Origin of the sequence: Streptomyces sp. NPDC048106 (assembly GCF_040706415.1) — a bacterium.
In the GTDB taxonomy this organism is placed as follows: Bacteria; Actinomycetota; Actinomycetes; order Streptomycetales; family Streptomycetaceae; genus Streptomyces.
Window position 1 is genome coordinate 109,571 of the sequence record NZ_JBEZND010000017.1, and the last position, 21,136, is coordinate 130,706.

A 21,136-nucleotide genomic window follows, 5' to 3' on the forward strand; every position below is an offset into this window, starting at 1 on the left:
AGGGGTTCGCCGCGCCGACCGAGAAGGTCGTCTTCCGGCCGACGGGCGGGCGAGGAGCACCCCGGTCCGCGAAAAGCCGGTGGAGAACCGCGCCCCGGCACGCCTATGGTCGCGGGATGAGTACCCGAACCTTCCGCATCACCGTGCGCGGTGTCTTCGACGGCCTCACCGACGACCAGCGGGCCGCGCTGCTGGCCGACGCGGCCGCCCATGACGTGCTGCGCGCCGCCTTCACCCCCGAGGGCAGCCTGACCTACGACATCGCCGCCCGGCCGGCCTTCGTCTTCCGCTTCTCCGACACCGGGGAGGAAGAGGAGGACATCCTGGAGGCGACCGAGCGGGCCGAGGCCGCGGCGGAGGCCTGGCTGACCGGGCGCGGCTACGGCTTCAAGAACCTCCGTTCCTCCGCCGAGGACCTCTCCCAGGCCCCCCTGAGCAAGCGCCAGCGGCGTGCGGCACGGGCCGGCGACGCGTAACGCCTTCGCGTTCACGCGGCCCATAAACTTGACTACTCAAGGAACCCGCAAGGAGTTGGCTCGATATGGACGTGACCCATGAGTGACGCCCTGGACGCGGTCCTGCGCCTGGTACGGGCCCAGGCGGCACTCGTACGACGCTTCGACGCGCGGCTCGGCGGGCTGCACGGGGTGAGCCTCGCCGACTTCACCCTGCTGCTGCGGCTGGGGCAGGCGCCCGGCGGCCGGATGCGCCGGGTCGACCTCGCCGAGGCCCTGGGGCTGACGGCGTCCGGGGTCACCCGCGCGCTGGCTCCCCTGGAGCGGATCGGCCTGGTGACCCGGGAACCGGACGCCCGGGACGCGCGCGTGGCCTACGCGTCGCTGACCGGGACGGGCCGCGCCCGTCTGAAGGAGATGCTGGCCACGGCCGAGGAGACCGCCGGCGACCTCTTCGCCACCCCGGCCTGGGCCGAGGAGGAGGTCCCCCTCCTCGCGGGCCTGCTGACCCGCCTGGGCGGCACCGGCTCGCGGCCCTGACCCGCGCTACGGCGCCCGCGCCCCTACGAGGCGCCCGCCTCCGCGGCGTCGGTCCGCGCCGCCGGGGTCCAGCCCTGGCGGCGCAGGACCGACGACACGTCCGGGGCCCGGTAGTGCTCGCCCTTGAGGACCTTGCCGTCGGCGCGGCGGCTGACCTGGCCGTCGGGGCCGAGCTTGCTCATGTTGGCGCGGTGGATCTCCGCGATCACCTCGTCCAGGTCGATGCCGTGGACCAGGGCGGTGCCGTACGCCACGTACACCACGTCTGCCAGTTCGTGCGCCAGCTTGTCCAGCGGGCCCTCCACCGCGACCTCGCCGACCTCCGCGGCCTCCTCGGCGAGCATGTCCCAGCGGTGGGCGGCCAGTTCGCGGGGGATTTCGGTGGGCGTGCCGCGGTCGTCGAGGCCGAAGGCGCGGTGGAACTCACGGACGAGATCGACGGGCGAAGTGCTCATGGAACGACTGTAGCCGCCGCCACCGACAGCGCCCGCGGCCCAGCTCACAGCCCCGGCCCTGGTCAGGGTCGTACGTCGCCTGGCAGGATCGCCGCATGTCCAAGCTTCTCCCCCGCACCGGCGGACGCCGGGCGCTGCCGGCCGCGGCCGCCGGCGTCGTCGCCCTCGGTCTGCTGCTGTGGTGGCTGCTGCCGCTGGGCGAGAAGCCGCCGAGCGGGACGATCGTCTTCAGCACCGGCACCTCCAGGGGCGTCTACCAGGAGTACGGCGAGCGGCTGCGCACCGAGCTGGCCAAGGACATGCCCGGTCTGAAGGTGAAGCTCCTGACCAGCGCGGGCTCGCAGGAGAACGTGCAGCGGGTGGCGACCGGAAAGGCCGACTTCACCATCGCGGCGGCCGACGCGGTGCAGGCGTACCAACTGGACCACGGCAGCGGCGCCGGGAAGCTGCGCGGGGTGGCCCGGCTCTACGACGACTACGTGCACCTCGTCGTGCGCAGCGACTCGGGCATCCACAGCGTCAGGGACCTGCGGCACAAGCGGGTCGCGATCGGGCTGCCGGACTCCGGGGTGCGGCTGATCGCCGACCGGGTGCTGCGGGCCGCAGGCATCGATCCGTACCGGGACATCACCGCCGCCGCCGACGGCATAGACATCGGGCCCGGCCGACTGGAGCGGGGCGGCATCGACGCGTTCTTCTGGTCGGGCGGTCTGCCCACGAAGGGCCTGGTCGCGCTGGCCGACAAGGGCGCCTTCCGGTTCATCCCGATCGACGCGGACCTCGTCGGCAAGCTGCACGCGCAGGGCGAGGAGACGCGCTACTACCGGGCCACCAACCTGCCCGAGTCGGCGTACCCGGCCGTCCAGCAGGGCGCGGAGGTGCCGACGATCGCGGTGTCCAACCTGCTGGTGACCCGCGCGGACGTGGAACCCCGGCTCACCGAGTGGGTGACCCGCACCGTGATCAAGAGCCGCGACGGCATCGGCGCCCATGTCCACTCGGCCCAGCTCGTGGACCTGCGCACCGCCATCTACACCGACCCCGTCCCCCTCCAGGAGGGGGCGCGCCGCTACTACCGCTCGGTCAAGCCCTGAACCTCGGCACCGACACGGTCACCCGCAGCCCCTGCGGCTCGTGGCGGCCGTAGGCGATCGAGCCGCCGCCCGCCTCCAGGAGGGCGCGGGTGATGGACAGGCCGAGTCCGGAACCCTTGACGTTCTGGTGGCGGCCGCTGCGCCAGAAACGGTCGCCCACGCGCGCGAGCTCCTCGTCGTTGAGTCCGGGCCCGGTGTCGGTGACGACGACCCTGGAGGTGTCGCCCTCGCAGGAGACGGCGACCTCGACGGTGCCTCCCTCGGGGGTGAACTTCACCGCGTTGTCGATCACCGCGTCCAGCGCGCTGGACAGCGTGATCGGGTCGGCCCAGCCGGTGGTGGCCGGGCAGTCGCCGCCGAGCCGGACCCCCTTCGCCTCGGCGGCCGGGGTCCAGGCGGCCAGCCGCTCCTCGGCCAGCGCGCCGATGTCGGTCAGGCTCAGGTCGGCCTCGGCGTGCTCGGCGAGCGCCAGGTCGAGCAGGTCGTCCAGGACCTGCGCGAGACGCTTGCCCTCGGTGCGCACCGAGGCGATCTCCTCGTTGCCCTCCGGGAGTTCGAGCGCGAGCAGTTCGATGCGCAGCAGCAGCGCCGAGAGCGGGTTGCGCAGCTGGTGCGAGGCGTCCGCGACGAAGGCGCGCTGCTGTTCCAGCACGTCCTCGACGTGGTCCGCCATCTCGTTGAACGACCGGGCGAGCCGTCTGAGTTCCGGCGGCCCGCCGGCGGCCGCCACCCGGGACTTCAGGCGCCCGGTGGCGATGTCGTGGGTGGTGGCGTCGAGCACCCGCACCGGCCGGAGCACCCAGCCGGTCAGCCGCAGCGCCGCGCCGACGGCGAGCAGCATGGCGGCGATCTCGCCGGCCCAGATGAGCAGCCAGGCGTGCAGGATCCGGCCGCGCAACGGCCCGGTGGGCGAGTCGGTGACGACGACCGCGACGACGTCCCCGTCCCGGATCACCGGTGAGGCGACCACCAGCCGGCTGTGCTGCCAGGGCCAGGCCTGCCGGGGGTCGTGGCTGCGCCGGCTGAGCAGCGCCTCGTCGAACGCCTCCCGCACCTCACCCGTCGGCGGTACGGACCAGTCGGCGGGCGCGTTGGCCATGGCGGAGCCGTTGCGGTAGAAGACGCCCGCGCGGATGCCGTAGACGTCGTGGTAGCTGTCGAGTTCGCTGCGCAGGGTCTCCCAGCGCTCGTCGGTGCTGGTGCGGCGGGAGCCGACGGGGCCCTCGGTGACGAACTGGGCGAGCGCGGCGAAGCGCGCGGTGTCGTCGATCCGGTCGACCACGACCCGCTGTTGCTCGGCGGCGGCCATGCTGACGGCGAGCGGCACGCCGAGGGCGAGGAGTACGGCCGCCATCAGGACGATGAGCAGCGGCAGCAGCCGTGTGCGCACCCGGCCCCGCTAGGCGGCCGGGGCGACGAGCCGGTAGCCGACGCCGCGGACGGTCTCGATGAGCGCGGGCAGGCGCAGCTTGGCGCGCAGCGAGGCGACATGCACCTCCAGGGTGCGCCCGGTGCCCGCCCAGCTGGTCTGCCACACCTCGCTGATGATCTGCTCCCGCCGGAAGACCACACCGGGGCGCTGGGCGAGCAGCGCCAGCAGGTCGAACTCCTTGCGGGTGAGCTGCACGAGGGAGCCGTCCACGCTGACCTGCCGGGTGGGCAGTTCGATGCGCACCGGGCCGAGGAGCAGCGGGCCCTCGCCGCCCGTGGCGGAGTCCTCGTGGGCGGTGCGCCGGCTGACGGCGTGGATCCGGGCGAGCAGTTCCCCGGTGTCGTACGGCTTCACCACGTAGTCGTCGGCGCCCAGGTTGAGCCCGTGGATGCGGGAGCGTACGTCGGAGCGGGCGGTGACCATGATCACGGGGGTGCTGGTGCGCTTGCGGATCTTGCCGCAGACCTCGTAGCCGTCCTGGTCGGGCAGACCCAGGTCGAGCAGGACGACGCCGAAGCAGTCGCTCTCGGGGACGAGCGCCCGCAGGGCCTCCTCGCCGCTGCGCGCGTGGGTGACGTCGAATCCGTGCCGGGCGAGCACGGCGGACAGGGCCGCGGCGACGTGGTTGTCGTCCTCGACGAGCAGCAGTCTCATTCCAGCCCCCTCCGGTTCAGCGGTCGTACGGACGTCGTTTGTCCGCCTTGCGGATCATCTGCCCGCGCGTGTGCACCATGGCAGTGACGCTGATGGAGCAGGACGCCGTCAAGAGGGTTCCGGTTGCCCGTCACTTCCGTTATGCGGCCGATACGCATCCTGGCGGGTACCGCTACTACAGGTGTGCGATGGCTACCGGATCGTGATGCTCAGATCTCGCTCAGATGTGATGACGCAGGTCATAGGCGCTCATTAGTGTCCCTCCGAAACCGAGGAGGACGGAGCCGTGAAGCGATGACCGAAGTATCGGTGGCCAAGGAGGACAGGGCCGCGTCCGACGAACTGGTCGTCCTGAAGAGCGTCAACAAGCACTTCGGCGCGTTGCACGTGCTCCAGGACATCGACCTGACGATCGACCGCGGCGAGGTCGTGGTCGTCATCGGGCCCTCCGGGTCCGGAAAGTCGACCCTGTGCCGCACCATCAACCGCCTGGAGTCGATCGACTCGGGCACGATCACGATCGACGGCAAGCCCCTGCCGCACGAGGGCCGGGAGCTGGCGCGGCTGCGCGCCGACGTCGGCATGGTCTTCCAGTCCTTCAACCTGTTCGCGCACAAGACCGTGCTCGAGAACGTGATGCTGGGCCAGATCAAGGTCCGCAAGGCGGACAAGAAGCAGGCCGAGGAGAAGGCGCGGGCCCTGCTCGACCGGGTCGGCGTGGGCACCCAGGCCGACAAGTACCCCGCCCAGTTGTCCGGCGGCCAGCAGCAGCGTGTCGCGATCGCGCGGGCGCTGGCGATGAACCCGAAGGTCATGCTCTTCGACGAGCCGACCTCGGCCCTCGACCCCGAGATGATCAACGAGGTCCTGGACGTCATGCGGCAGCTCGCCCGCGAGGGCATGACGATGATCGTCGTCACCCATGAGATGGGCTTCGCCCGGTCGGCCGCCAACCGGGTGGTCTTCATGGCGGACGGCCGGATCGTCGAGCAGGCCGCGCCCGAGCAGTTCTTCAGCAACCCGCGCAGCGACCGGGCCAAGGACTTCCTGTCCAAGATCCTGCACCACTGAGGCTGCGGGCGGCCGTCCCGGGCGCCCTGGATCGACTTTCCCCACGGGCCTCGTCCCTCACCACTTCGAAGGATGTTCAGCATGCAGCTCCGCAAGGTCACCGCCGCCTCGGCCGCCGTCATCGCCCTCAGCCTCGCCGCCACCGCGTGCGGCGGCGGCGACAAGAAGGACGACAACGGTTCCTCCGGTGGCAAGAAGATCACCATCGGCATCAAGTTCGACCAGCCCGGTCTCGGCCAGAAGACGCCCCAGGGCTACTCGGGTTTCGATGTCGACGTGGCCACCTATGTCGCCAAGAAGCTCGGCTACGGCCCCGACCAGATCGAGTGGAAGGAGTCGAAGAGCGCCGACCGCGAGACCATGCTGCAGCGCGGTGACGTCGACTTCATCGCCGCCACCTACTCGATCACCCCGGAGCGCGAGCAGAAGGTCGACTTCGCCGGCCCGTACCTGCTGGCCCACCAGGACGTGCTGCTGCGCGCGGGCGAGACCGCCATCAAGGCGCCGGCGGACCTGAACAACAAGAAGCTGTGTTCCGTGGCCGGTTCGACCTCGGCGCAGAACGTCAAGGCCAAGCTGGCCCCGAAGGCCGACCTCCAGACGTACCCGACGTACTCGGCCTGCCTGTCGGGCCTGCAGAGCGGCGCCATCGACGCCCTCACCACGGACGACGACATCCTCGCCGGTTACGCCGCCCAGGCCCAGTTCAAGGGCAAGTTCAAGCTCGGCGGCTTCAAGATGACCAACGAGAACTACGGGATCGGCGTCAAGAAGGGCAGCGGCCTCAAGGCGAAGATCAACACCGCGATCGAGTCCATGGTGTCCGACGGCTCCTGGGCGGCGGCCGTGAAGAAGAACTTCGGCCCGGCCGGCTACAAGAACGAGCCCGCGCCGAAGATCGGCGACATCAAGAGCTGAGGCAACGCCCTGCCGGTGCGCCGCCGCCCAGGCGGCGCACCGCGGCATCCCTACACGCGGAAGCGCGGGAGATCGTGTTCGACTTTCTTGGACGTTACGACGTACTGGGCGCCTTCTGGACGACGGTGCAGCTCACCCTGCTGTCGGCCGTGGGCTCCCTGGTCTGGGGCACCCTGCTGGCCGCCATGCGGGTGGGCCCGGTACCGCTGATGCGCGGTTTCGGCACCGCCTACGTGAACATCGTGCGGAACATCCCGCTCACGGTGATCATCCTGTTCTCCTCGCTCGGTCTGAACCAGACGCTGGGCGTCAGCCTGGGCGCCAAGGGCTTCGACGCGATCAACTTCCGGCTGGCCGTGCTCGGTCTGATCGTCTACACCTCGGCCTTCGTGTGCGAGGCGATCCGGGCCGGTATCAACACGGTGCCGGTCGGCCAGGCGGAGGCGGCACGGGCCATCGGCCTCGGCTTCTCCCAGGTGCTGGGACTGGTCGTGCTCCCGCAGGCCTTCCGCGCGGCCGTCGGGCCGCTGACCAACGTGCTGATCGCGTTGACGAAGAACACGACGGTGGCCGCCGCGATCGGCGTGGCGGAGGCAGCCCTGCTGATGAAGAAGATGATCGAGAACGAGGCGCAGCTGATGGCGATCTCGGCGGTCATCGCCTTCGGCTTCGTCTGCCTGACCCTGCCGACCGGCCTGATCCTCGGCTGGGTGGGCAAGAAGGTGGCGGTGAAGCGATGAGTTCGGTCCTGTACGACACTCCGGGGCCCCGCGCCAAGCGGCGCAACGTCCTGTACACGGTGGTCTGCCTGGTCGCCCTCGTGGCCCTCGCCTGGTGGGTTTACACCTCCCTGAACGACAAAGGCCAGCTGAACTGGGCCCTGTGGAAGCCCTTCTTCACCGGCTCCGAGGCGTACACGACGTACCTCTGGCCCGGCCTGCGGAAGACCCTGGAGGCTGCGGCGCTGGCGATGGTCATCGCGCTTCCGCTGGGTGCCGCCCTCGGCATCGCCCGGCTCTCGGACCACGCCTGGGTGCGTGTGATCGCCTCCGTGGTGGTCGAGTTCTTCCGCGCGATCCCGGTGCTGGTCCTGATGATCTTCGGGCTGGCGCTCTTCGCCCAGTACACCAACGTCAGTTCGGACGACCGGCCGTTCTACGCGGTCGTCACCGGCCTGGTGCTGTACAACGCGTCGGTGCTTGCGGAGATCGTCCGCGCCGGCATCCTCTCCCTGCCGAAGGGCCAGTCCGAGGCGGCCCTGGCGATCGGCCTGCGCAAGGGCCAGCTGATGCGGCTCGTGCTGCTGCCGCAGTCGGTCACCGTGATGCTCCCGGCCATCGTCAGCCAGTTGGTGGTCATCGTGAAGGACACCGCCCTCGGCGGCGCGGTCCTCACCTTCCCCGAGCTGCTGGCCTCGGCCAACCCGATGAGCGGCTACTACGGCAACAACATCGCCTCGCTCACCGTCGTGGCCGTGATCTATGTGCTCCTCAACTTCTCGCTGACCTCCTTCGCGCACTGGCTGGAGGGCCGGCTGCGGCGGGGCAAGAAGTCGACCGGGGCGGTGCTGGGCGCACAGGACGTGACGGACGTCGCGGGTGCGGCGGCGAGCGGCGCGGATCCGGCCGGCGCACTCTCCGGTACCGGTGACACCACCGACACCAGGAAGTGACGATCGTTCAAGTCGCATGATTGGGCCGGGGGCAGTGGCATGATCGCCACTGCCCCCGAGGGTCACTTGACGCATACTCTGCCAATGGGTTGCATACGTTCTGTGATCGTGCACCCGGCCTCACCCCGCTGTTCACCCACCGCCGTCGAGGCATCGCCGCGGACGGGGGGCGCCGCGCCGTGGACCCGGTGATCATCGTCGGAGCGGGGCCCGTCGGGCTCACGCTCGCCCTGGCGCTGGCCCGCCAGGAAGTGCCGACCGTCGTCCTGGACGAGGGCCCCGGCAAGGAGGAACCCCGCCCGGCGCGCACCGCCGTACTGCGCGAGGACACGGCCGCGCTGCTGGAACGGCTGACCGGGGTGGCACTCGACGAGCACGGCGTGCGCCTGACCGGGTGGCGCTCGCTGCGGCGCCGGCAGGTGGTGAGCGAGATCGCCTTCGCCCCGGACGAGCCCGCCCCGCTGCACATCGCCCAGCACGTGATCACCGGCCTGCTGCGGGCGGCCGTCGCCGAGCAGCCGCTGGTGGAGATCGCCGCGGACAGCCGCCTGGACTCGATCGAGCAGGAGCCCACCGGCGTGACCGCGCACACCCGGGGCCCCAAGGGCACCTGGTGGCGCGGCGGTTATCTGGTGGGCTGCGACGGCACCCGCTCGACCGTGCGCAAACTCCAGGACATCCGCTTCCCCGGCCGTACCGCGGTCGAGCGGCACGCGGTCGCCGCCTTGCGCACGGAACTCCCCTGGGAGGGCCGGGTGTTGCTTCACCGGTCGCCACCGTGGCGGTCGTCCGGACCCTTCGCCGGGGAGGTGACCGCCCGCCCCCTCCCGGACGGCGCCTGGCGCCTCGACTGGCTGCTGCCGCCGGGCAAGGACCTGGTCACGCCCGAACTCCTGGTGACCCGGATCCGCGAGACCCTCGCGGGCTGGACCGACGGCTCGACACCGGCGTACGACCTGCTCGACACCGGCGTGCACACGGTGCACCACCGGCTCGCCCGGCGGTGGCGCGACGGCCGCGTCTTCCTCGCCGGCGACTCCGCGCACCTGCTCGGCGCGCTCGGCACGCAGGGGCTGGACGAGGGGCTGCGGGACGCCGACAACCTCGCCTGGAAACTGGCCTCCGTCTGGCACCACGGGCCGCACGAGGCCCTGCTGGACAGCTATCAGGCCGAGCGGCGCGCGGTGGTCTCCGCCCGGCTGCGCGCCACCGACCAGGCGCTGCCGGGGCTGCGGGGCGGGGGCGGACTGCGGCACCTCGTCCCCGGCACGGCCCGCGGCCACGACGCCCTCCTCACCGACGGCCACCTGGGCCGCGGGACACTCGGCGCGCCGGGCGCGTACACCGCCTCCCCGCTCGCCCCCCGCCACGTGCAGGGCGAGATCCCCGTCGACACCCCGCCCGGCGCCCCGGTGGCCGACGTCCGCGTCACGGCGGAGGACGGCTCCTCGGTCCGCCTCCGCGACCGCCTCGGCCGCGGCGCCCTGCTGGTCGTCCTGATCGCCCCCGGCACGGGCGTGTGGGACCGCAAGCACTGGGTCTCCGCGGGCGTGATGCCCCGCCTGGCCGCCGCGGTGACGGCCCTGCCGCACCCGGCCGAACTGCTGGTCGCCGAGAGCTACCCGGGCGCCCCGGCACACAGCGTCCTCCTCGTCCGCCCCGACGGCCACCTGGTCACCGCGCTGAACGGCGTCCGGCCCGCCGACCTGTACGCGGCGGCGGAGGCGACGCTGGGCGGAGCGGTGACGGAGGGCATGAAGGAAGGGGCGGGGTCGGGGGTGGGGTGACGGGGGCGGGGTGAGGGGAGGCGGGGGTGCCGTACCACCCCGTGCGCCGTCACCCTGCGTCCACATGGTGACCCTCTGTTGACCGGACTTCGGCGGCGTGCTGTACTCCGGTCGTGACCGACACCTGTGTGCGCCTGTGGCGGAGGGTCCATATGGACCTCGTCCGCTATGCGGGCTGCGTGTGTCGGCCGTCCTGCTGAATTCGCATCCCCTTTTTCTTCCGGGCGCCGTCGCGCGCCCGTTCCGCGAACCCTCATCAGGACGGTGCACGTGTCTGTCCCCTCCCTCTCCACCCTCTCGTCTCCTTCGACGGCGTCCACGCCTCGGCGCACCGGCTCGGCCCCGGCCCAGGCGGACCTCCTCGAATTCGCACGGCGCACGGCGGCCGACGCCGGGCTGCTCGCCTCTCTCCCGCTGGATCCGGAGGGCCGTACCTGGGTGCGGCTGGAAGGTCCCGGCGGCAGTGAGGCCTGGCTGATCGGCTGGCCGCCCGGCACCGGTACCGGGTGGCACGACCACGCCGAGTCCGTCGGCGCCTTCGTCACCGCCTCGGGCGAACTCAAGGAGAACTCGCTCGCCGCCCGGCTGCCCACCGACGGCTGGAAGACCCTCGAACTCACAGACGGCGTGGACCGCGAACGCCGGCTGCCCGCCGGACAAGGCCGCGCCTTCGGCCGCCACCATGTGCACGAGGTCCTCAACGAGTCCCCCGACCGACACGCCATCTCCGTCCACGCCTACTACCCGCCGCTCCCCCGCATCCGACACTACAGTCGCTCGGGCCAGGTGCTGCGCCTGGAACAGATCGAACGCCCGGAGGACTGGCAGTGAGCGGCGCCCCACACCGACACCCGGTCGGCATCGACGAGTTGCTGGAGCGCGTACGCACCGGCTACCGGCGCGTCGAGGCGCAGGAGGCGTACGACACGGCGCGGACCGGTGAGGCCCTGCTGGTCGACATCCGGTACGCGGCCCTGCGCGAGCGGGACGGGCTGATCCCCGGCGCCGTCGTCATCGAGCGCAACGAACTGGAGTGGCGCCTCGACCCCCAGGGCAGCCACCGCCTCCCCGAGGCCACCGGCCACGACCTGCGCATCGTGCTGATCTGCAACGAGGGCTACGCCTCCACCCTCGCCGCCGCCTCCCTCCACCAACTCGGCCTCAACCGGGCCACCGACCTGGTGGGCGGCTTCCAGTCCTGGCGCTCGGCCGGCCTGCCGGTGGCGCCGACGGCGGCCTGACCACCGCCCCTCGGCCGCGGCCTGCTTTCCTGGCCGCGGCCTGCTCCCTCCTTCGTCTCGGTCTGCTCCCTCCCCGTGACCTACTCCTTCGCCGTGGCCGCCGTCACCGCCGGTACCCGCAGCGCCGCACGTCCCGGCAGGGCGCCGGCCACCAGGGCGAGCAACCCGGCGGTCGCGACGACGGCGACGTAGAGCAGCGGAGTGACGGCGGGTGCCGCCCGGCCGGTCATCCCGACGCTGAACGCGGTGAGCACGGCGAGCGCGATACCACTGCCGAGCGCGGTGGCCAGGAGCAGCAGGGACAGCGACTCGGTGCGCAGCATGCGCAGCACCTGGCGCCGGGTCGCGCCCGCGAGACGCAGCAGGGCGAACTCCCGTACCCGGTCCGCCACCGACATCGCCAGCGTGTTGACCACCGCGATGGCGGTGAAGGCGAGCACAAGGCCCATGGCGAGGTAGTTGACCTCGGCGTTCGTCCGCTGCTGCCCGGCCTCCAGCGACCGGGCACCGGCCGGCGAGGACACCCTCACCCCGGGGAACCCGCGCAGGTCGGCGGCTATCCGGCTCCGTGTCCGGGAGGTGCTGACAAGAAGGGAGGAGGCGAGCGGGTCGTCGACGTGCCGGGCGACGAGGTCGTGGGCGAAGGTGAGGTCCCCGAAGCCGAGCCCCCGGGCATAGACGGCGGCGACGGTGAGCGTGACGGGCGTGCCGTCGCCGAGCGTGAGTCTCAGGGTGCTTCCGGGCTTCACCTTCTGTTGTGCGGCGGCCAGTTGGCTGACGGCGACGGTGCCGGGGCCGAGCGCGCCCAGGGAACCGGCGGTGACCTCCGGGTCCCAGGTGCGGGTGAGGCCCGCGGGGGTGACGCCCTGCGCGGAGTACTTGTCGAGGCCCACCCGGACGGTCGTGCGCACGACCTCGGTGACCGTGTCCTGCCGCGCCCGCAGCCGCTGCGCGGCCTGACCGGGGACACCGGGCCCCTGTGCGGACACGACCCAGTCGGCCCTGACGCCCTCACGGACCTGGGCACGGGCCGCGTCGCCGAGCGTGGTCTGGACGAACAGCACCGTGCAGGTCATGCCGACGAGCAGGGTGAGCGGAGTGACCACGGACGCCATGCGGGCCGCGTTGCCCCGCAGGTTGGCGGTGGCGAGGCGCCCGCCGGGACCGGTGAGCCGCAGCGGCCCGGCGAGCAGCAGCGCGGCCCACCTGACCAGGAACGGCCCGAGCAGGGCGACGGCGATGGACAGCACCACGACGGCCAGCAGGGTCACGGGAGTCGAGGCCGCCTCGGTGCGCAGGGCGGTGAGGAGCACGACGAGGACGACTCCGCCGGCGAGACTCAGCAGCCCGGCGATGACCCGGCCCCAGGCGGGACGGGTGCGCTCGGTCCTGGCCTCCGCAAGAGCCTCGGCCGGTCGTATCCGGGCGATCCTGCGGGAGGCGATCCGGGCCGCCGCCCAGGCGCCGAGCAGGGTGGCGGCGAACGCGGCGAGCGGCGGGAAGACGCCGACGGTCCGCTCCAGCGTGGCGGGTACGGCTCCCAGGGCGATGAACCTGGAGTAGAGCCACCCGCCCAGCGGAAGCCCGAGCAACGCGCCTGCCGTGCCCGCGACCGCACCCACCATCAGTGCTTCCCGGCCCAGCAGCCTGCGGATCTGTCCGGGCGTGGCGGCGACGGCGCGGAGCAGGGCGAGTTCGCGGTGGCGCTGCTGAACGGTGAGCGCGAAGGTGCCGACGACCACGAGCACCGCCACCAGCAACGAGGTGCCGCCCATGGCCGCGCCCATGCTGACCAGCCGGATGCGGGCGGCGGCCGCGTCCAGGAATTCGACGGGACCGCGGGCGTCGCCGGAGCTGACCTGGGCGGTGGTGCCGTGCAGTGCCTGTGCCACGGCTTGCCGCACGCGCTCCGGGTCCGCGCCCGCGGCCGGCAGCACACCGAAGGCGGTGACCTGTCCGGGGTGCGCGGCCAGCCGACGGGCCTCGGCGGAGGAGAAGAACAGGGACGTCTGGTGGCGTACGGCGGTGGCCGGGGCGGCGATGCCCGTGATCCGGTAGCTCCGCGGGGCGAGCGTGGACTGCACGGTGAGCCGGTCGCCGGGCCGCAGCCGGGCGCGTGCGGCGAGGTCGCCGTCCACGACCAGTTCGTCGGCGGAGCGGGGCGCGCGGCCCGCGCTGAGCCGGTACGGCGTCAGCGCCGCGGAGTCCCAGGCGTGCCCATAGGCGGTACGGCCACCCGCGCCCGCACGGGTCAACGGCTGGGCGGGAAAGGTGAGTTCGGGTACGACCCGGGCCACCCCCGGGACCCGGGCGATCCGGTCCCGCAGCCGCTCGGACAGCCAGGCCCGCTCGGCGAGGGGCTTCGCCTTGTCCTTGACCTTGGTCTTGCCGTGCTTGTGTTTGACGATGGTCTGATGGACATTCTGGTCCGCGGAGACCAGGAGGGGCGTGGCCGCATAGCGCTCGGTGCGAATGGTGCCGCGCAGACCGGTGTCGAGGAGGCTCCCGCAAGCACTGATCAGGGCGGCCGCGCACATCAGGGCGACGAAGGCGCCGAGAAATCCCGCCTTGCGGGCGCGGACTGTCCGGAGGGCATAACGCAGCATCATCGAGGCGGGCTCTTTCCCGGTGGACGGTCGGCAGGACCGTGCTGACCGCCCCGATCAGTCTGTGCGGTGTTCCAGGGGCGTGCCTCCAGCGTCGCCGGTCCGGGGGTGCCGGCACATTGCGGTGACCCGGTGTCCCGAACCGGGGGTAATCCCCCCTCGCCGCGCCGCCCCGCCCCGTCGTCAGAATTCGGGCTCGCCGAGGAAGTCCGTGTCCTCGCCCTCTTCCTCCAGGGCCCGGCGGACGATGCGCAGGGACATCCCCTCGGGGTAACCCTTGCGGGCGAGCATGCCGGCGAGGCGACGGATGCGCTTGTCGCGGTCGAGGCCCCGGGTGGCGCGCAGCTTGCGGGCGACGAGTTCCCGGGCGGTCTCCTCCTCCTGGTCGGAGTCGAGCTGGGCGACGGCCTCCTCGATCAGCGTCGAGTCGACCCCCTTGGTGCGCAGCTCCCGGGCGAGGGCCCGCCGGGCCAGCCCCCGGCCGTGGTGCCGGGACTCCACCCAGGCGTCCGCGAACGCGCCGTCGTCGATCAGCCCGACCTCCTCGAACCGCGACAGCACCTCCTCGGCCACCTCCTCGGGGATCTCCCGCTTGCGCAGGGCGTCCGCGAGCTGCTTCCGGGTGCGCGGGGTCCCGGTGAGCAGACGCAGGCAGATCGCCCGTGCCCGCTCAGCCGGGTCTCCCGAAGACTCCCCCCGCTCGGCCCTCGACGAGGAGAGGGCGTCTTCGTCCCCACCGGGCGGCTCCCCGAAGCTGCGGCGCCGACGGCCCCCTCGCCGCCCGCCCCGGGGGCCGTCCGCGCCCCGGGGGCCGTCCGCGCCCCGGGAGCCGTCCGCGCCCCGGGAGCCGTCCGCGCCCCGGGAGCCGTCCGCGCCCCGGGAGCCGTCCGCGCCCCGGGAGCCGGGATCGGTCAAGCCGCCCCCGTGCGGCTCACCGCTCCCGCCACCCGGCCGGGCGCCGTCCCCGTATGCGTCGTCTCCGCCGGCCGCGTACGCGTCGTCACCGCCCGGGGCATGGGCCGGGTGGCCCCCGGTGCCCCTCCCCCGAGAGGCACCGGGGGTGGCGTACTCGTACTCGGACCAGTCGGTTCGTCGTGTCACGGTCAGCTCTTGGCAGCGGCGGCCTTGGGCTTGGTGGCCTTGGCGGCCGGGGCGGCCGTCTTGGCGGTGTCCTCGGCCGGGGTGGCGCTCGCCGCGTCCGCGCCGGGCTCGGCCGACGGCTCCTCCGGCCGGACACCCACGCCCAGCTTCTCCTTGATCTTCTTCTCGATCTCGTTGGCCAGGTCGGGGTTGTCCTTGAGGAAGTTGCGCGCGTTCTCCTTGCCCTGGCCGAGCTGGTCGCCCTCGTACGTGTACCAGGCGCCGGCCTTGCGGACGAAGCCGTGCTCCACGCCCATGTCGATCAGTCCGCCCTCGCGGCTGATGCCCTGGCCGTAGAGGATGTCGAACTCGGCCTGCTTGAAGGGGGGCGCGACCTTGTTCTTGACGACCTTGCAGCGGGTGCGGTTGCCGACCGCCTCGGTGCCGTCCTTCAGGGTCTCGATACGGCGGATGTCGATGCGCACCGAGGCGTAGAACTTCAGCGCCCGGCCACCGGTCGTGGTCTCCGGGGAGCCGAACATGACGCCGATCTTCTCGCGGAGCTGGTTGATGAAGATGGCGGTGGTCTTGGACTGGTTGAGCGCGCTGGTGATCTTCCGCAGGGCCTGGCTCATCAGACGGGCCTGCAGACCCACGTGGCTGTCGCCCATCTCGCCCTCGATCTCCGCGCGCGGGACGAGCGCGGCGACGGAGTCGATGACGATCAGGTCGAGCGCGCCGGAGCGGACGAGCATGTCCACGATCTCCAGCGCCTGCTCGCCGTTGTCCGGCTGGGACAGGATCAGGTTGTCGATGTCGACGCCCAGCTTGCGCGCGTACTCGGGGTCGAGGGCGTGCTCGGCGTCCACGAACGCGACCTGGCCGCCCGCCTTCTGCGCGTTCGCCACGGCGTGCAGCGTCAGGGTCGTCTTACCGGAGGACTCCGGTCCGTAGATCTCCACGACACGGCCGCGCGGCAGGCCGCCGACGCCGAGAGCCACGTCGAGCGCGGTCGAGCCGGTCGAGATGACCTCGATGGGCTCCTTCGACCGCTCGCCCATGCGCATGACCGCGCCCTTGCCGAATTGCCGTTCAATCTGTGCGAGCGCGGCGTCGAGCGCCTTCTCGCGGTCGGTTCCTGCCATGGGTTCCACCCGGTTTGCTTGAGTCGATCGCTTCACGTCAAAGACGCTAACGCCTGCCACTGACAATGCGCCCCGACGTCGGCCCGGCCTGTGGATAACCAGGGTGCATATCCGCCCAAATCATGACGGGGCACCCGGTCCACAGCCTCGCCGGAGCCTTCATAAGAATGGATGTTCGATTTTCGTGTCAAGCGACACCCCGTCGCGTGAGAGGTGTCCTTCGCGGCGCCGGGGCGTGGCCGCGCCGCTACCGCCCGGGGCGCCCGGCCCTGATGCGCGCGAGCACTCCGGGGCCGCCCGGCACCCGCGCGCGATGCCCGTTCACCCGGGGGTCGTCGGTGACGGCGTACCGCTTCACGTAGGCGCCCAGGAAGGCCTGGAGGGTGGCCACCGCGGGGATGGCGATCAGGGCGCCGACGGCGCCGAGCAGCGCCGTGCCCACGATGACCGAGCCGAAGGCGACGGCGGGGTGGATGTCGACACTCCTGGCGGTCAGCTTGGGCTGGAGCATGTAGTTCTCGAACTGCTGGTAGATCACGACGAAGACCAGCACCCACACCGCGTACCAGGGGGCGACGGTGAACGCGATCAGCATCGGCAGCGCGCCCGCGAGATAGGTGCCGATGGTGGGGATGAACTGCGAGACCAGCCCCACCCAGACGCCGAGCACGGGCGCATACGGCACCCCCAGGGCCTGGAGCAGGACATAGTGCGCGACCCCGGAGACGAGCGCCATGAGGCCGCGCGAGTAGAGGTAGCCGCCCGTCTTGTCGACGGCTATCTCCCAGGCGCGCAGCACCTCGGCCTGGCGCGCGGGCGGCAGCACGGAGCACAGGGCACGGCGCAGCCGGGGGCCGTCGGCGGCGAAGTAGAACGAGAACAGCGCGACGGTCAGCAGCTGGAAGAGACCGCCGAGCACCTGCTGGGACACGTCGAGGACACCGGCCGCGCTGTTCTGCGCGTACTTGCGCAGCCAGTCGGAGTGGAGCAGTCCCTCCTGGACGTCGACGCGCCTGAGGTTGGTGTGGAAGGTCTGGTTGGTCCAGTGGATGAGGGAGTCCAGGTAGTCCGGGAAGCCCTCGATCATCTTGATGATCTGGCCGGCCAGCATCGACCCGAGCAGGGTGACGAACCCCGCGACGGCGATGGTCAGGATGAAGAAGACCAGGAAGGTGGCGAGCCCCCTGCGCATGCCGCGGTCGGCCATCCGGCTCACCGCGGGCTCGACCGCGAGGGCCAGGAAGAACGCGATCAGGATGTTGATCAGCAGCCCGGTGAGCTGGTGGAAGGCCCAGCTGCCCAGCTGGAAGGTGGCGATCAGCGCGAGCGCGAGCACCATGGCGCGCGGCAGCCAGCGCGGCATGCGGCCGTCCGGCGTGACGGCGCCGGAGACCGGTGGCCGGTCGGTCGTCGCCGTCGTACCGGCCGGTGCGGTGGGGTGGGTCGGCTGCTCGGTGCCCTCGTCAGTGCGTGCCACGCGCCAAGTCTCGCCCACGTCACCGACAAACGGCGTCCACCTGCGGCTTTCGTGACCGATCGGTGCCGTAGCGTCGACTTCACATCGGACTTACAGGGCATTTCACCCAAGATGGCCGGAAGAGCCGGGCACTCTCAGCGCCGCTCTCCCGGCACGTTCATGACCGTGCACACCACGCGCCACACGTCCTTGGCCGCCCAGCCGGCGTCCAGCGCCTCGTTCACCGTGCGTCCGCCCAGCTCCGACATCACGTGATCGCGCGCGAAGGTGTCGGCGTACCCCGGACCGAAGTGTTCCGCCATCCGCTGCCAGAAGACCGTCAACCGCATGAATCCAGTATCCCGCCCCTGGGAGTGGGGCCCGCCCGGGACCGCTTGCCAGGGCCGCTCTGCGCCCTACGGTCTGACGCATGGCCGAAACCGGAGCATCCCCACTCCCCTGCACGCCCCCGGCGCGCTCCCCGCTCTTCAGCGCCGAGCAGTTCGTGTGGCTCACCGCGCGCGTGCTGGAGCAGCGCCTCTTCGCGTACCACTTCCTGCGCGGCGACCCGGACGCGGTGGAGACGGCACTGGACGCCTACCGCAACGAGGACGGCGGTTACGGGCACGCCCTGGAGCCCGACCTGCGCGGACCCGTGAGCCAGCCCCCGCACACCGCGCACGCGCTGCGCGTCCTGGACGCCGTCGGGCGCTGCGGCGGACAGCGCGTGGAGCGGGTGTGCCGCTATCTGACCTCCGTCTCCACGCCGGACGGCGCGCTGCCGGCGGTCCACCCGAGCGGGCACGGATATCCGGCGGCGTCGGCCGCCGGCGGCTTTCCCACGGCCACGGCCACAGCCACGGACCCGCCCGCTCAGGGGGACTCCCGGGGCTCGCTGCCGACCACCGGCCCCGTGGTGGGGCTGCTGCACCGCAACGAGGTGTGGCACGCCTGGCTGTTCCGGGCCACCGACTTCTGCTGGCAGGCCGTGGAGACCCTGGAGGAGGCGCATCCCGGCGAGGTGCGGGCCGCCGTGGCCTTCCTGGACTCGGTTCCGGACCGCCCGCGCGCGGAGGCCGCCGCGGACCGGCTCGGCCGCCTGGTGCGCGCGCGGCGGCTCGCGGCGCTGGACCCGGACCGGGCCGACGCCCGTCCGGTGGCACCCGGCCACGCGCCGGGCACGCGCCACTTCCCGCATGATTTCGCCCGCAGCCCCGCGTCGCTCGCGCGCGCCTGGTTCACCGACGCCGAGATGGCGCGCTCCCTGGACCACCTGGCCGCCGAACAGCAGGAGGACGGCGGCTGGCCGATCCGCCGGCGTCCGTGGGCGCCGGTCCCCGCGCTCGAAGCGCGCTCCCTGGCGACGATCGAGGCGCTGTGCACCCTGCGGGCCTATGGCCGCTTCGTGGGCTGACCCGGCTCAAACCCGATGCGTGACGGCTCAGCCGGCGAGGACTCGTACGCCCGCCGTCACCACCACGGCCGCCGCGACGACCACCAGGAACGGCGCGCGCAGCACCAGGGCCAGGGCGGCCGCCCCGAGCCCCGCCGCCCTGGCGTCCAGCACCAGCGCGTGCCCCTGGGCGAACGTCTGCTGCGCGGTGAGCGCGGCGAGGAGGGCGACGGGCAGGAGGGCGGCGAGCCGCCGTACGACGGGCCGCTCGATGACGTGGGCCGGTACCAGCAGGCCCGCGAGCTTGACGGCGTAACAGCCGAGCACGGTCAGACCGATCGCGATCCAGGTGTTCACCGGCCCTCCTCCGTGACCTTCTCCGCGGTCTTCTCCCTGATCTTCTCTGTGGCCTTCGCGCGTCGCCCCGACGCGAACAGGGCGGCCGGCGCGGCCAGCGCCGCCACCAGGACCGGCACACCGGCCGGCAGCACGGGCAGCAGACCGAGCCCCAGCAGCACCGCGAGGCCCGCGACCGCACGCTCGGTGGCCGTCTTCAGCATCGGCGCGAGCAGGGCCAGGAACACCGCGGGCCCGGCCGCGTCGAGTCCCCACGCGCGGGTGTCGCCGATGGCCTTGGCGCCCAGGGCGCCGAGCAGGGTGGTGAGGTTCCACAGCACGTAGAGGGTGAGTCCGGTGACCGTGAAGCCGATCCGCGCGGCGCGCCGGGTGGGCTGCGCCAGGGTGACCGCCGTGGTCTCGTCGATCACCCACTGGGCGGCGAGGGGCCGCACCGCGCGCGGCAGCGCGAGCAGTTGCGAAAGACGCAGCCCGTAGAAGGCGTTGCGTACGCCCAGGAAGAAGGCCCCGGCCGCGGCGGTGTACGGGTTGCCCCCGGCGGCCAGCGCTCCGACCAGGGCGAACTGGGAGGCGCCGGTGAACACCAGAAGGCTGAGAGCGCAGGTCTGGAGGAGTCCCAGTCCGCTGCCGGCCGAGGTCACCCCGAAGGCGAACCCGGACAGGCCCACGGCGACGCCGACCCCGAGGGCGTCCCGTACGACCGCCGCGTCGGGCTTGGCCGCGCCGTCCGCTATGTCCGCTATATCCGCTGATGCTGTCTGCTGTGCCACACCCGGGACCGTACGGGCGAACATCAGCGCGAGTCTTGTACGTTCTTGCGCTCGCGCTGATAGGCACCCGGAGGCACGCCGACGATCCGGGCGAAGTGCCGGTTGAGGTGGGGCTGGTCGGTGAAGCCGACGGCGACGGCCGCCTCGGCCGGCCGGGTACCGGCGTCCAGGAGGAGCCGCGCGCGCCGCACCCGGGCGTCGGTCAGCCAGGCGTGCGGCGGCATGCCGTAGCTGTCTCGGAAGGCCCGCAGCAGCGCGAACGGGCTGGTCCCGAGGTCGGTGGCGAGCCGTTCCAGGGTCGGCGGCTCGGCCATGCGCTCCTCGAGTACGGCACGCGCGCGTGCCGCGGTCCGGGCCCCGGCCGTACGCGGCCGCCGTTCGGGCAGCGTGCCGCCGTTGAGCCGGAGCAGCCGCGTCACGGCGACCCGGAGCAGCGTGTCGGCGGCCAGCGCGTTGCCCTCCTCGGCGGCGCGGAGCACCTCGTGGACGAGGCGGACGGTGGCGGGGTCGTCGAGGACGGGGCTGACGAAGCCGGGGGCGCCGCGCAGGGTGCTGGTCTCCGCCGCGATCGCCGCCACCACCTCGGGCGAGGGGTAGACCGCGCCGTACCGCCAGCCCTCCGGGACCCCGGCCCGGCCGGTGTGCGGAGTGTCCGGGTTGACCAGCGCGAGGGCTCCCGCGCCCGCGGACACGTCGGAACCGCCGTGGTGGAACACCTCGACACCGTCGGCGATGGCGGCGATCACGAAGTTCTCGTGGGTGTGCCGGACGAAGGTCTTGTGGACGTACCGGGCGCGGAGCAGATCGACGCCGGGCAGTTCCTCGTAACGCCAGTGCCGCGCCCGCTCCACCGGCCGCCGTGCCCGCTCCACCGACCGCCGCTCGCGCTCCACCGGCCGCCGCTCCCGCTCCACCGGCCGCGCCCGGTCGCCGGGCGGGCGGTCGTCGTCCTGCCGTCCAGCCGTGCCTGCCATGGGACCATTGTCCGCCGCGGCGGCCGTGTCCCGCCC

The 21,136-nt window shown here is 72.4% G+C and carries 23 protein-coding genes; 12 read left to right on the forward strand and 11 right to left on the reverse strand.

Annotated features, from left to right (window positions below):
* The first annotated feature begins 116 nt into the window (after positions 1 to 116).
* Complete coding sequence (locus AB0927_RS19325) at positions 117 to 476, forward strand: DUF6204 family protein (protein WP_366668836.1); 360 nt, start codon at positions 117 to 119, stop codon at positions 474 to 476.
* 78 nt (positions 477 to 554) lie between these two features.
* Positions 555 to 995, forward strand: a complete 441-nt coding sequence (locus tag AB0927_RS19330) for a MarR family transcriptional regulator (protein WP_366668837.1) — start codon at positions 555 to 557, stop codon at positions 993 to 995.
* A gap of 23 nt (positions 996 to 1,018) precedes the next feature.
* Here the strand turns inward: AB0927_RS19330 and AB0927_RS19335 are convergent, their stop codons facing one another.
* Entirely contained in the window at positions 1,019 to 1,450 is a 432-nt protein-coding gene (locus AB0927_RS19335) for a MazG nucleotide pyrophosphohydrolase domain-containing protein (RefSeq protein ID WP_366668838.1), read from the reverse strand.
* Positions 1,451 to 1,545: 95 nt separating this feature from the next.
* Between AB0927_RS19335 and AB0927_RS19340 the strand changes: the two genes are divergently transcribed.
* Positions 1,546 to 2,544 (forward strand): TAXI family TRAP transporter solute-binding subunit, encoded by a 999-nt coding sequence (locus AB0927_RS19340; RefSeq protein ID WP_366668839.1) that lies wholly within the window; start codon positions 1,546 to 1,548, stop codon positions 2,542 to 2,544.
* On the opposite strand, the gene AB0927_RS19345 is transcribed toward AB0927_RS19340, so the two are convergent.
* Together AB0927_RS19345 and AB0927_RS19350 are read right to left on the reverse strand one after the other, a co-directional pair.
* Entirely contained in the window at positions 2,534 to 3,934 is a 1,401-nt protein-coding gene (locus tag AB0927_RS19345) for a HAMP domain-containing sensor histidine kinase (protein WP_366668840.1), read from the reverse strand. The two genes, AB0927_RS19340 and AB0927_RS19345, sit on opposite strands and share 11 nt — an antisense overlap.
* A 9-nt stretch (positions 3,935 to 3,943) precedes the next feature.
* Positions 3,944 to 4,630 carry a response regulator transcription factor gene (locus AB0927_RS19350; RefSeq protein ID WP_366668841.1) on the reverse strand — a complete coding sequence of 229 codons (687 nt, stop codon included), beginning with the start codon at positions 4,628 to 4,630 and terminating at the stop codon, positions 3,944 to 3,946.
* A 294-nt stretch (positions 4,631 to 4,924) separates the two neighbouring features.
* On the opposite strand from AB0927_RS19350, the gene AB0927_RS19355 reads away from it, so the two are divergent.
* The 8 genes from AB0927_RS19355 to AB0927_RS19390 all read left to right on the forward strand — a co-directional run bounded on the left by AB0927_RS19355 (position 4,925) and on the right by AB0927_RS19390 (position 11,319).
* Positions 4,925 to 5,701, forward strand: a complete 777-nt coding sequence (locus AB0927_RS19355; RefSeq protein ID WP_366668842.1) for an amino acid ABC transporter ATP-binding protein — start codon at positions 4,925 to 4,927, stop codon at positions 5,699 to 5,701.
* Positions 5,702 to 5,782: 81 nt separating this feature from the next.
* Positions 5,783 to 6,619: a glutamate ABC transporter substrate-binding protein gene (locus AB0927_RS19360; protein ID WP_366668843.1), complete on the forward strand. Its 837-nt coding sequence runs from the start codon at positions 5,783 to 5,785 to the stop codon at positions 6,617 to 6,619.
* A 74-nt stretch (positions 6,620 to 6,693) separates the two neighbouring features.
* Positions 6,694 to 7,359, forward strand: a complete 666-nt coding sequence (locus AB0927_RS19365) for an amino acid ABC transporter permease (protein ID WP_366668844.1) — start codon at positions 6,694 to 6,696, stop codon at positions 7,357 to 7,359.
* Complete coding sequence (locus AB0927_RS19370; RefSeq protein WP_366668845.1) at positions 7,356 to 8,291, forward strand: amino acid ABC transporter permease; 936 nt, start codon at positions 7,356 to 7,358, stop codon at positions 8,289 to 8,291. The genes AB0927_RS19365 and AB0927_RS19370 overlap by 4 nt, the downstream gene beginning before the upstream one ends.
* Positions 8,292 to 8,470: 179 nt before the next feature.
* The gene (locus AB0927_RS19375) at positions 8,471 to 10,078 is read left to right on the forward strand and encodes an FAD-dependent monooxygenase (RefSeq protein WP_366668872.1); all 1,608 of its coding nucleotides are present in this window, start codon (positions 8,471 to 8,473) and stop codon (positions 10,076 to 10,078) included.
* A gap of 152 nt (positions 10,079 to 10,230) precedes the next feature.
* Positions 10,231 to 10,278, forward strand: coding sequence for a hypothetical protein (locus tag AB0927_RS19380; protein WP_309506048.1), 48 nt, complete (start codon positions 10,231 to 10,233; stop codon positions 10,276 to 10,278).
* A gap of 70 nt (positions 10,279 to 10,348) precedes the next feature.
* On the forward strand, positions 10,349 to 10,909 hold the full coding sequence (locus AB0927_RS19385; protein ID WP_366668846.1) for a cysteine dioxygenase: 561 nt from the start codon (positions 10,349 to 10,351) through the stop codon (positions 10,907 to 10,909).
* Positions 10,906 to 11,319 (forward strand): rhodanese-like domain-containing protein, encoded by a 414-nt coding sequence (locus AB0927_RS19390; RefSeq protein WP_366668847.1) that lies wholly within the window; start codon positions 10,906 to 10,908, stop codon positions 11,317 to 11,319. The genes AB0927_RS19385 and AB0927_RS19390 overlap by 4 nt, the downstream gene beginning before the upstream one ends.
* Positions 11,320 to 11,399: 80 nt before the next feature.
* Here the strand turns inward: AB0927_RS19390 and AB0927_RS19395 are convergent, their stop codons facing one another.
* From AB0927_RS19395 to AB0927_RS19415, 5 genes are all read right to left on the reverse strand, one after another.
* The gene (locus tag AB0927_RS19395) at positions 11,400 to 13,928 is read right to left on the reverse strand and encodes an ABC transporter permease (RefSeq protein ID WP_366668848.1); all 2,529 of its coding nucleotides are present in this window, start codon (positions 13,926 to 13,928) and stop codon (positions 11,400 to 11,402) included.
* Between the two features lie 180 nt (positions 13,929 to 14,108).
* The gene (gene recX / locus AB0927_RS19400; protein WP_366668849.1) at positions 14,109 to 15,026 is read right to left on the reverse strand and encodes a recombination regulator RecX; all 918 of its coding nucleotides are present in this window, start codon (positions 15,024 to 15,026) and stop codon (positions 14,109 to 14,111) included.
* 2 nt (positions 15,027 to 15,028) lie between these two features.
* On the reverse strand, positions 15,029 to 16,150 hold the full coding sequence (gene recA / locus AB0927_RS19405; RefSeq protein ID WP_366668850.1) for a recombinase RecA: 1,122 nt from the start codon (positions 16,148 to 16,150) through the stop codon (positions 15,029 to 15,031).
* A 247-nt stretch (positions 16,151 to 16,397) separates the two neighbouring features.
* Positions 16,398 to 17,627 carry an AI-2E family transporter gene (locus tag AB0927_RS19410; protein WP_366668851.1) on the reverse strand — a complete coding sequence of 410 codons (1,230 nt, stop codon included), beginning with the start codon at positions 17,625 to 17,627 and terminating at the stop codon, positions 16,398 to 16,400.
* A gap of 134 nt (positions 17,628 to 17,761) precedes the next feature.
* Positions 17,762 to 17,956 carry a DUF3046 domain-containing protein gene (locus AB0927_RS19415; protein WP_366668852.1) on the reverse strand — a complete coding sequence of 65 codons (195 nt, stop codon included), beginning with the start codon at positions 17,954 to 17,956 and terminating at the stop codon, positions 17,762 to 17,764.
* Between the two features lie 80 nt (positions 17,957 to 18,036).
* On the opposite strand from AB0927_RS19415, the gene AB0927_RS19420 reads away from it, so the two are divergent.
* Positions 18,037 to 19,020: a hypothetical protein gene (locus AB0927_RS19420; RefSeq protein WP_366668853.1), complete on the forward strand. Its 984-nt coding sequence runs from the start codon at positions 18,037 to 18,039 to the stop codon at positions 19,018 to 19,020.
* Between the two features lie 27 nt (positions 19,021 to 19,047).
* On the opposite strand, the gene AB0927_RS19425 is transcribed toward AB0927_RS19420, so the two are convergent.
* The 3 genes from AB0927_RS19425 to AB0927_RS19435 are packed head-to-tail and all read right to left on the reverse strand — an operon-like array spanning position 19,048 to position 21,100.
* Positions 19,048 to 19,356 (reverse strand): AzlD domain-containing protein, encoded by a 309-nt coding sequence (locus tag AB0927_RS19425; RefSeq protein ID WP_366668854.1) that lies wholly within the window; start codon positions 19,354 to 19,356, stop codon positions 19,048 to 19,050.
* Positions 19,353 to 20,150, reverse strand: coding sequence for an AzlC family ABC transporter permease (locus tag AB0927_RS19430; protein ID WP_366668855.1), 798 nt, complete (start codon positions 20,148 to 20,150; stop codon positions 19,353 to 19,355). Before AB0927_RS19430 ends, AB0927_RS19425 begins: the two co-directional genes overlap by 4 nt.
* Complete coding sequence (locus AB0927_RS19435) at positions 20,150 to 21,100, reverse strand: AraC family transcriptional regulator (RefSeq protein ID WP_366668856.1); 951 nt, start codon at positions 21,098 to 21,100, stop codon at positions 20,150 to 20,152. Before AB0927_RS19435 ends, AB0927_RS19430 begins: the two co-directional genes overlap by 1 nt.
* Between the last annotated feature and the right edge of the window lie 36 nt (positions 21,101 to 21,136).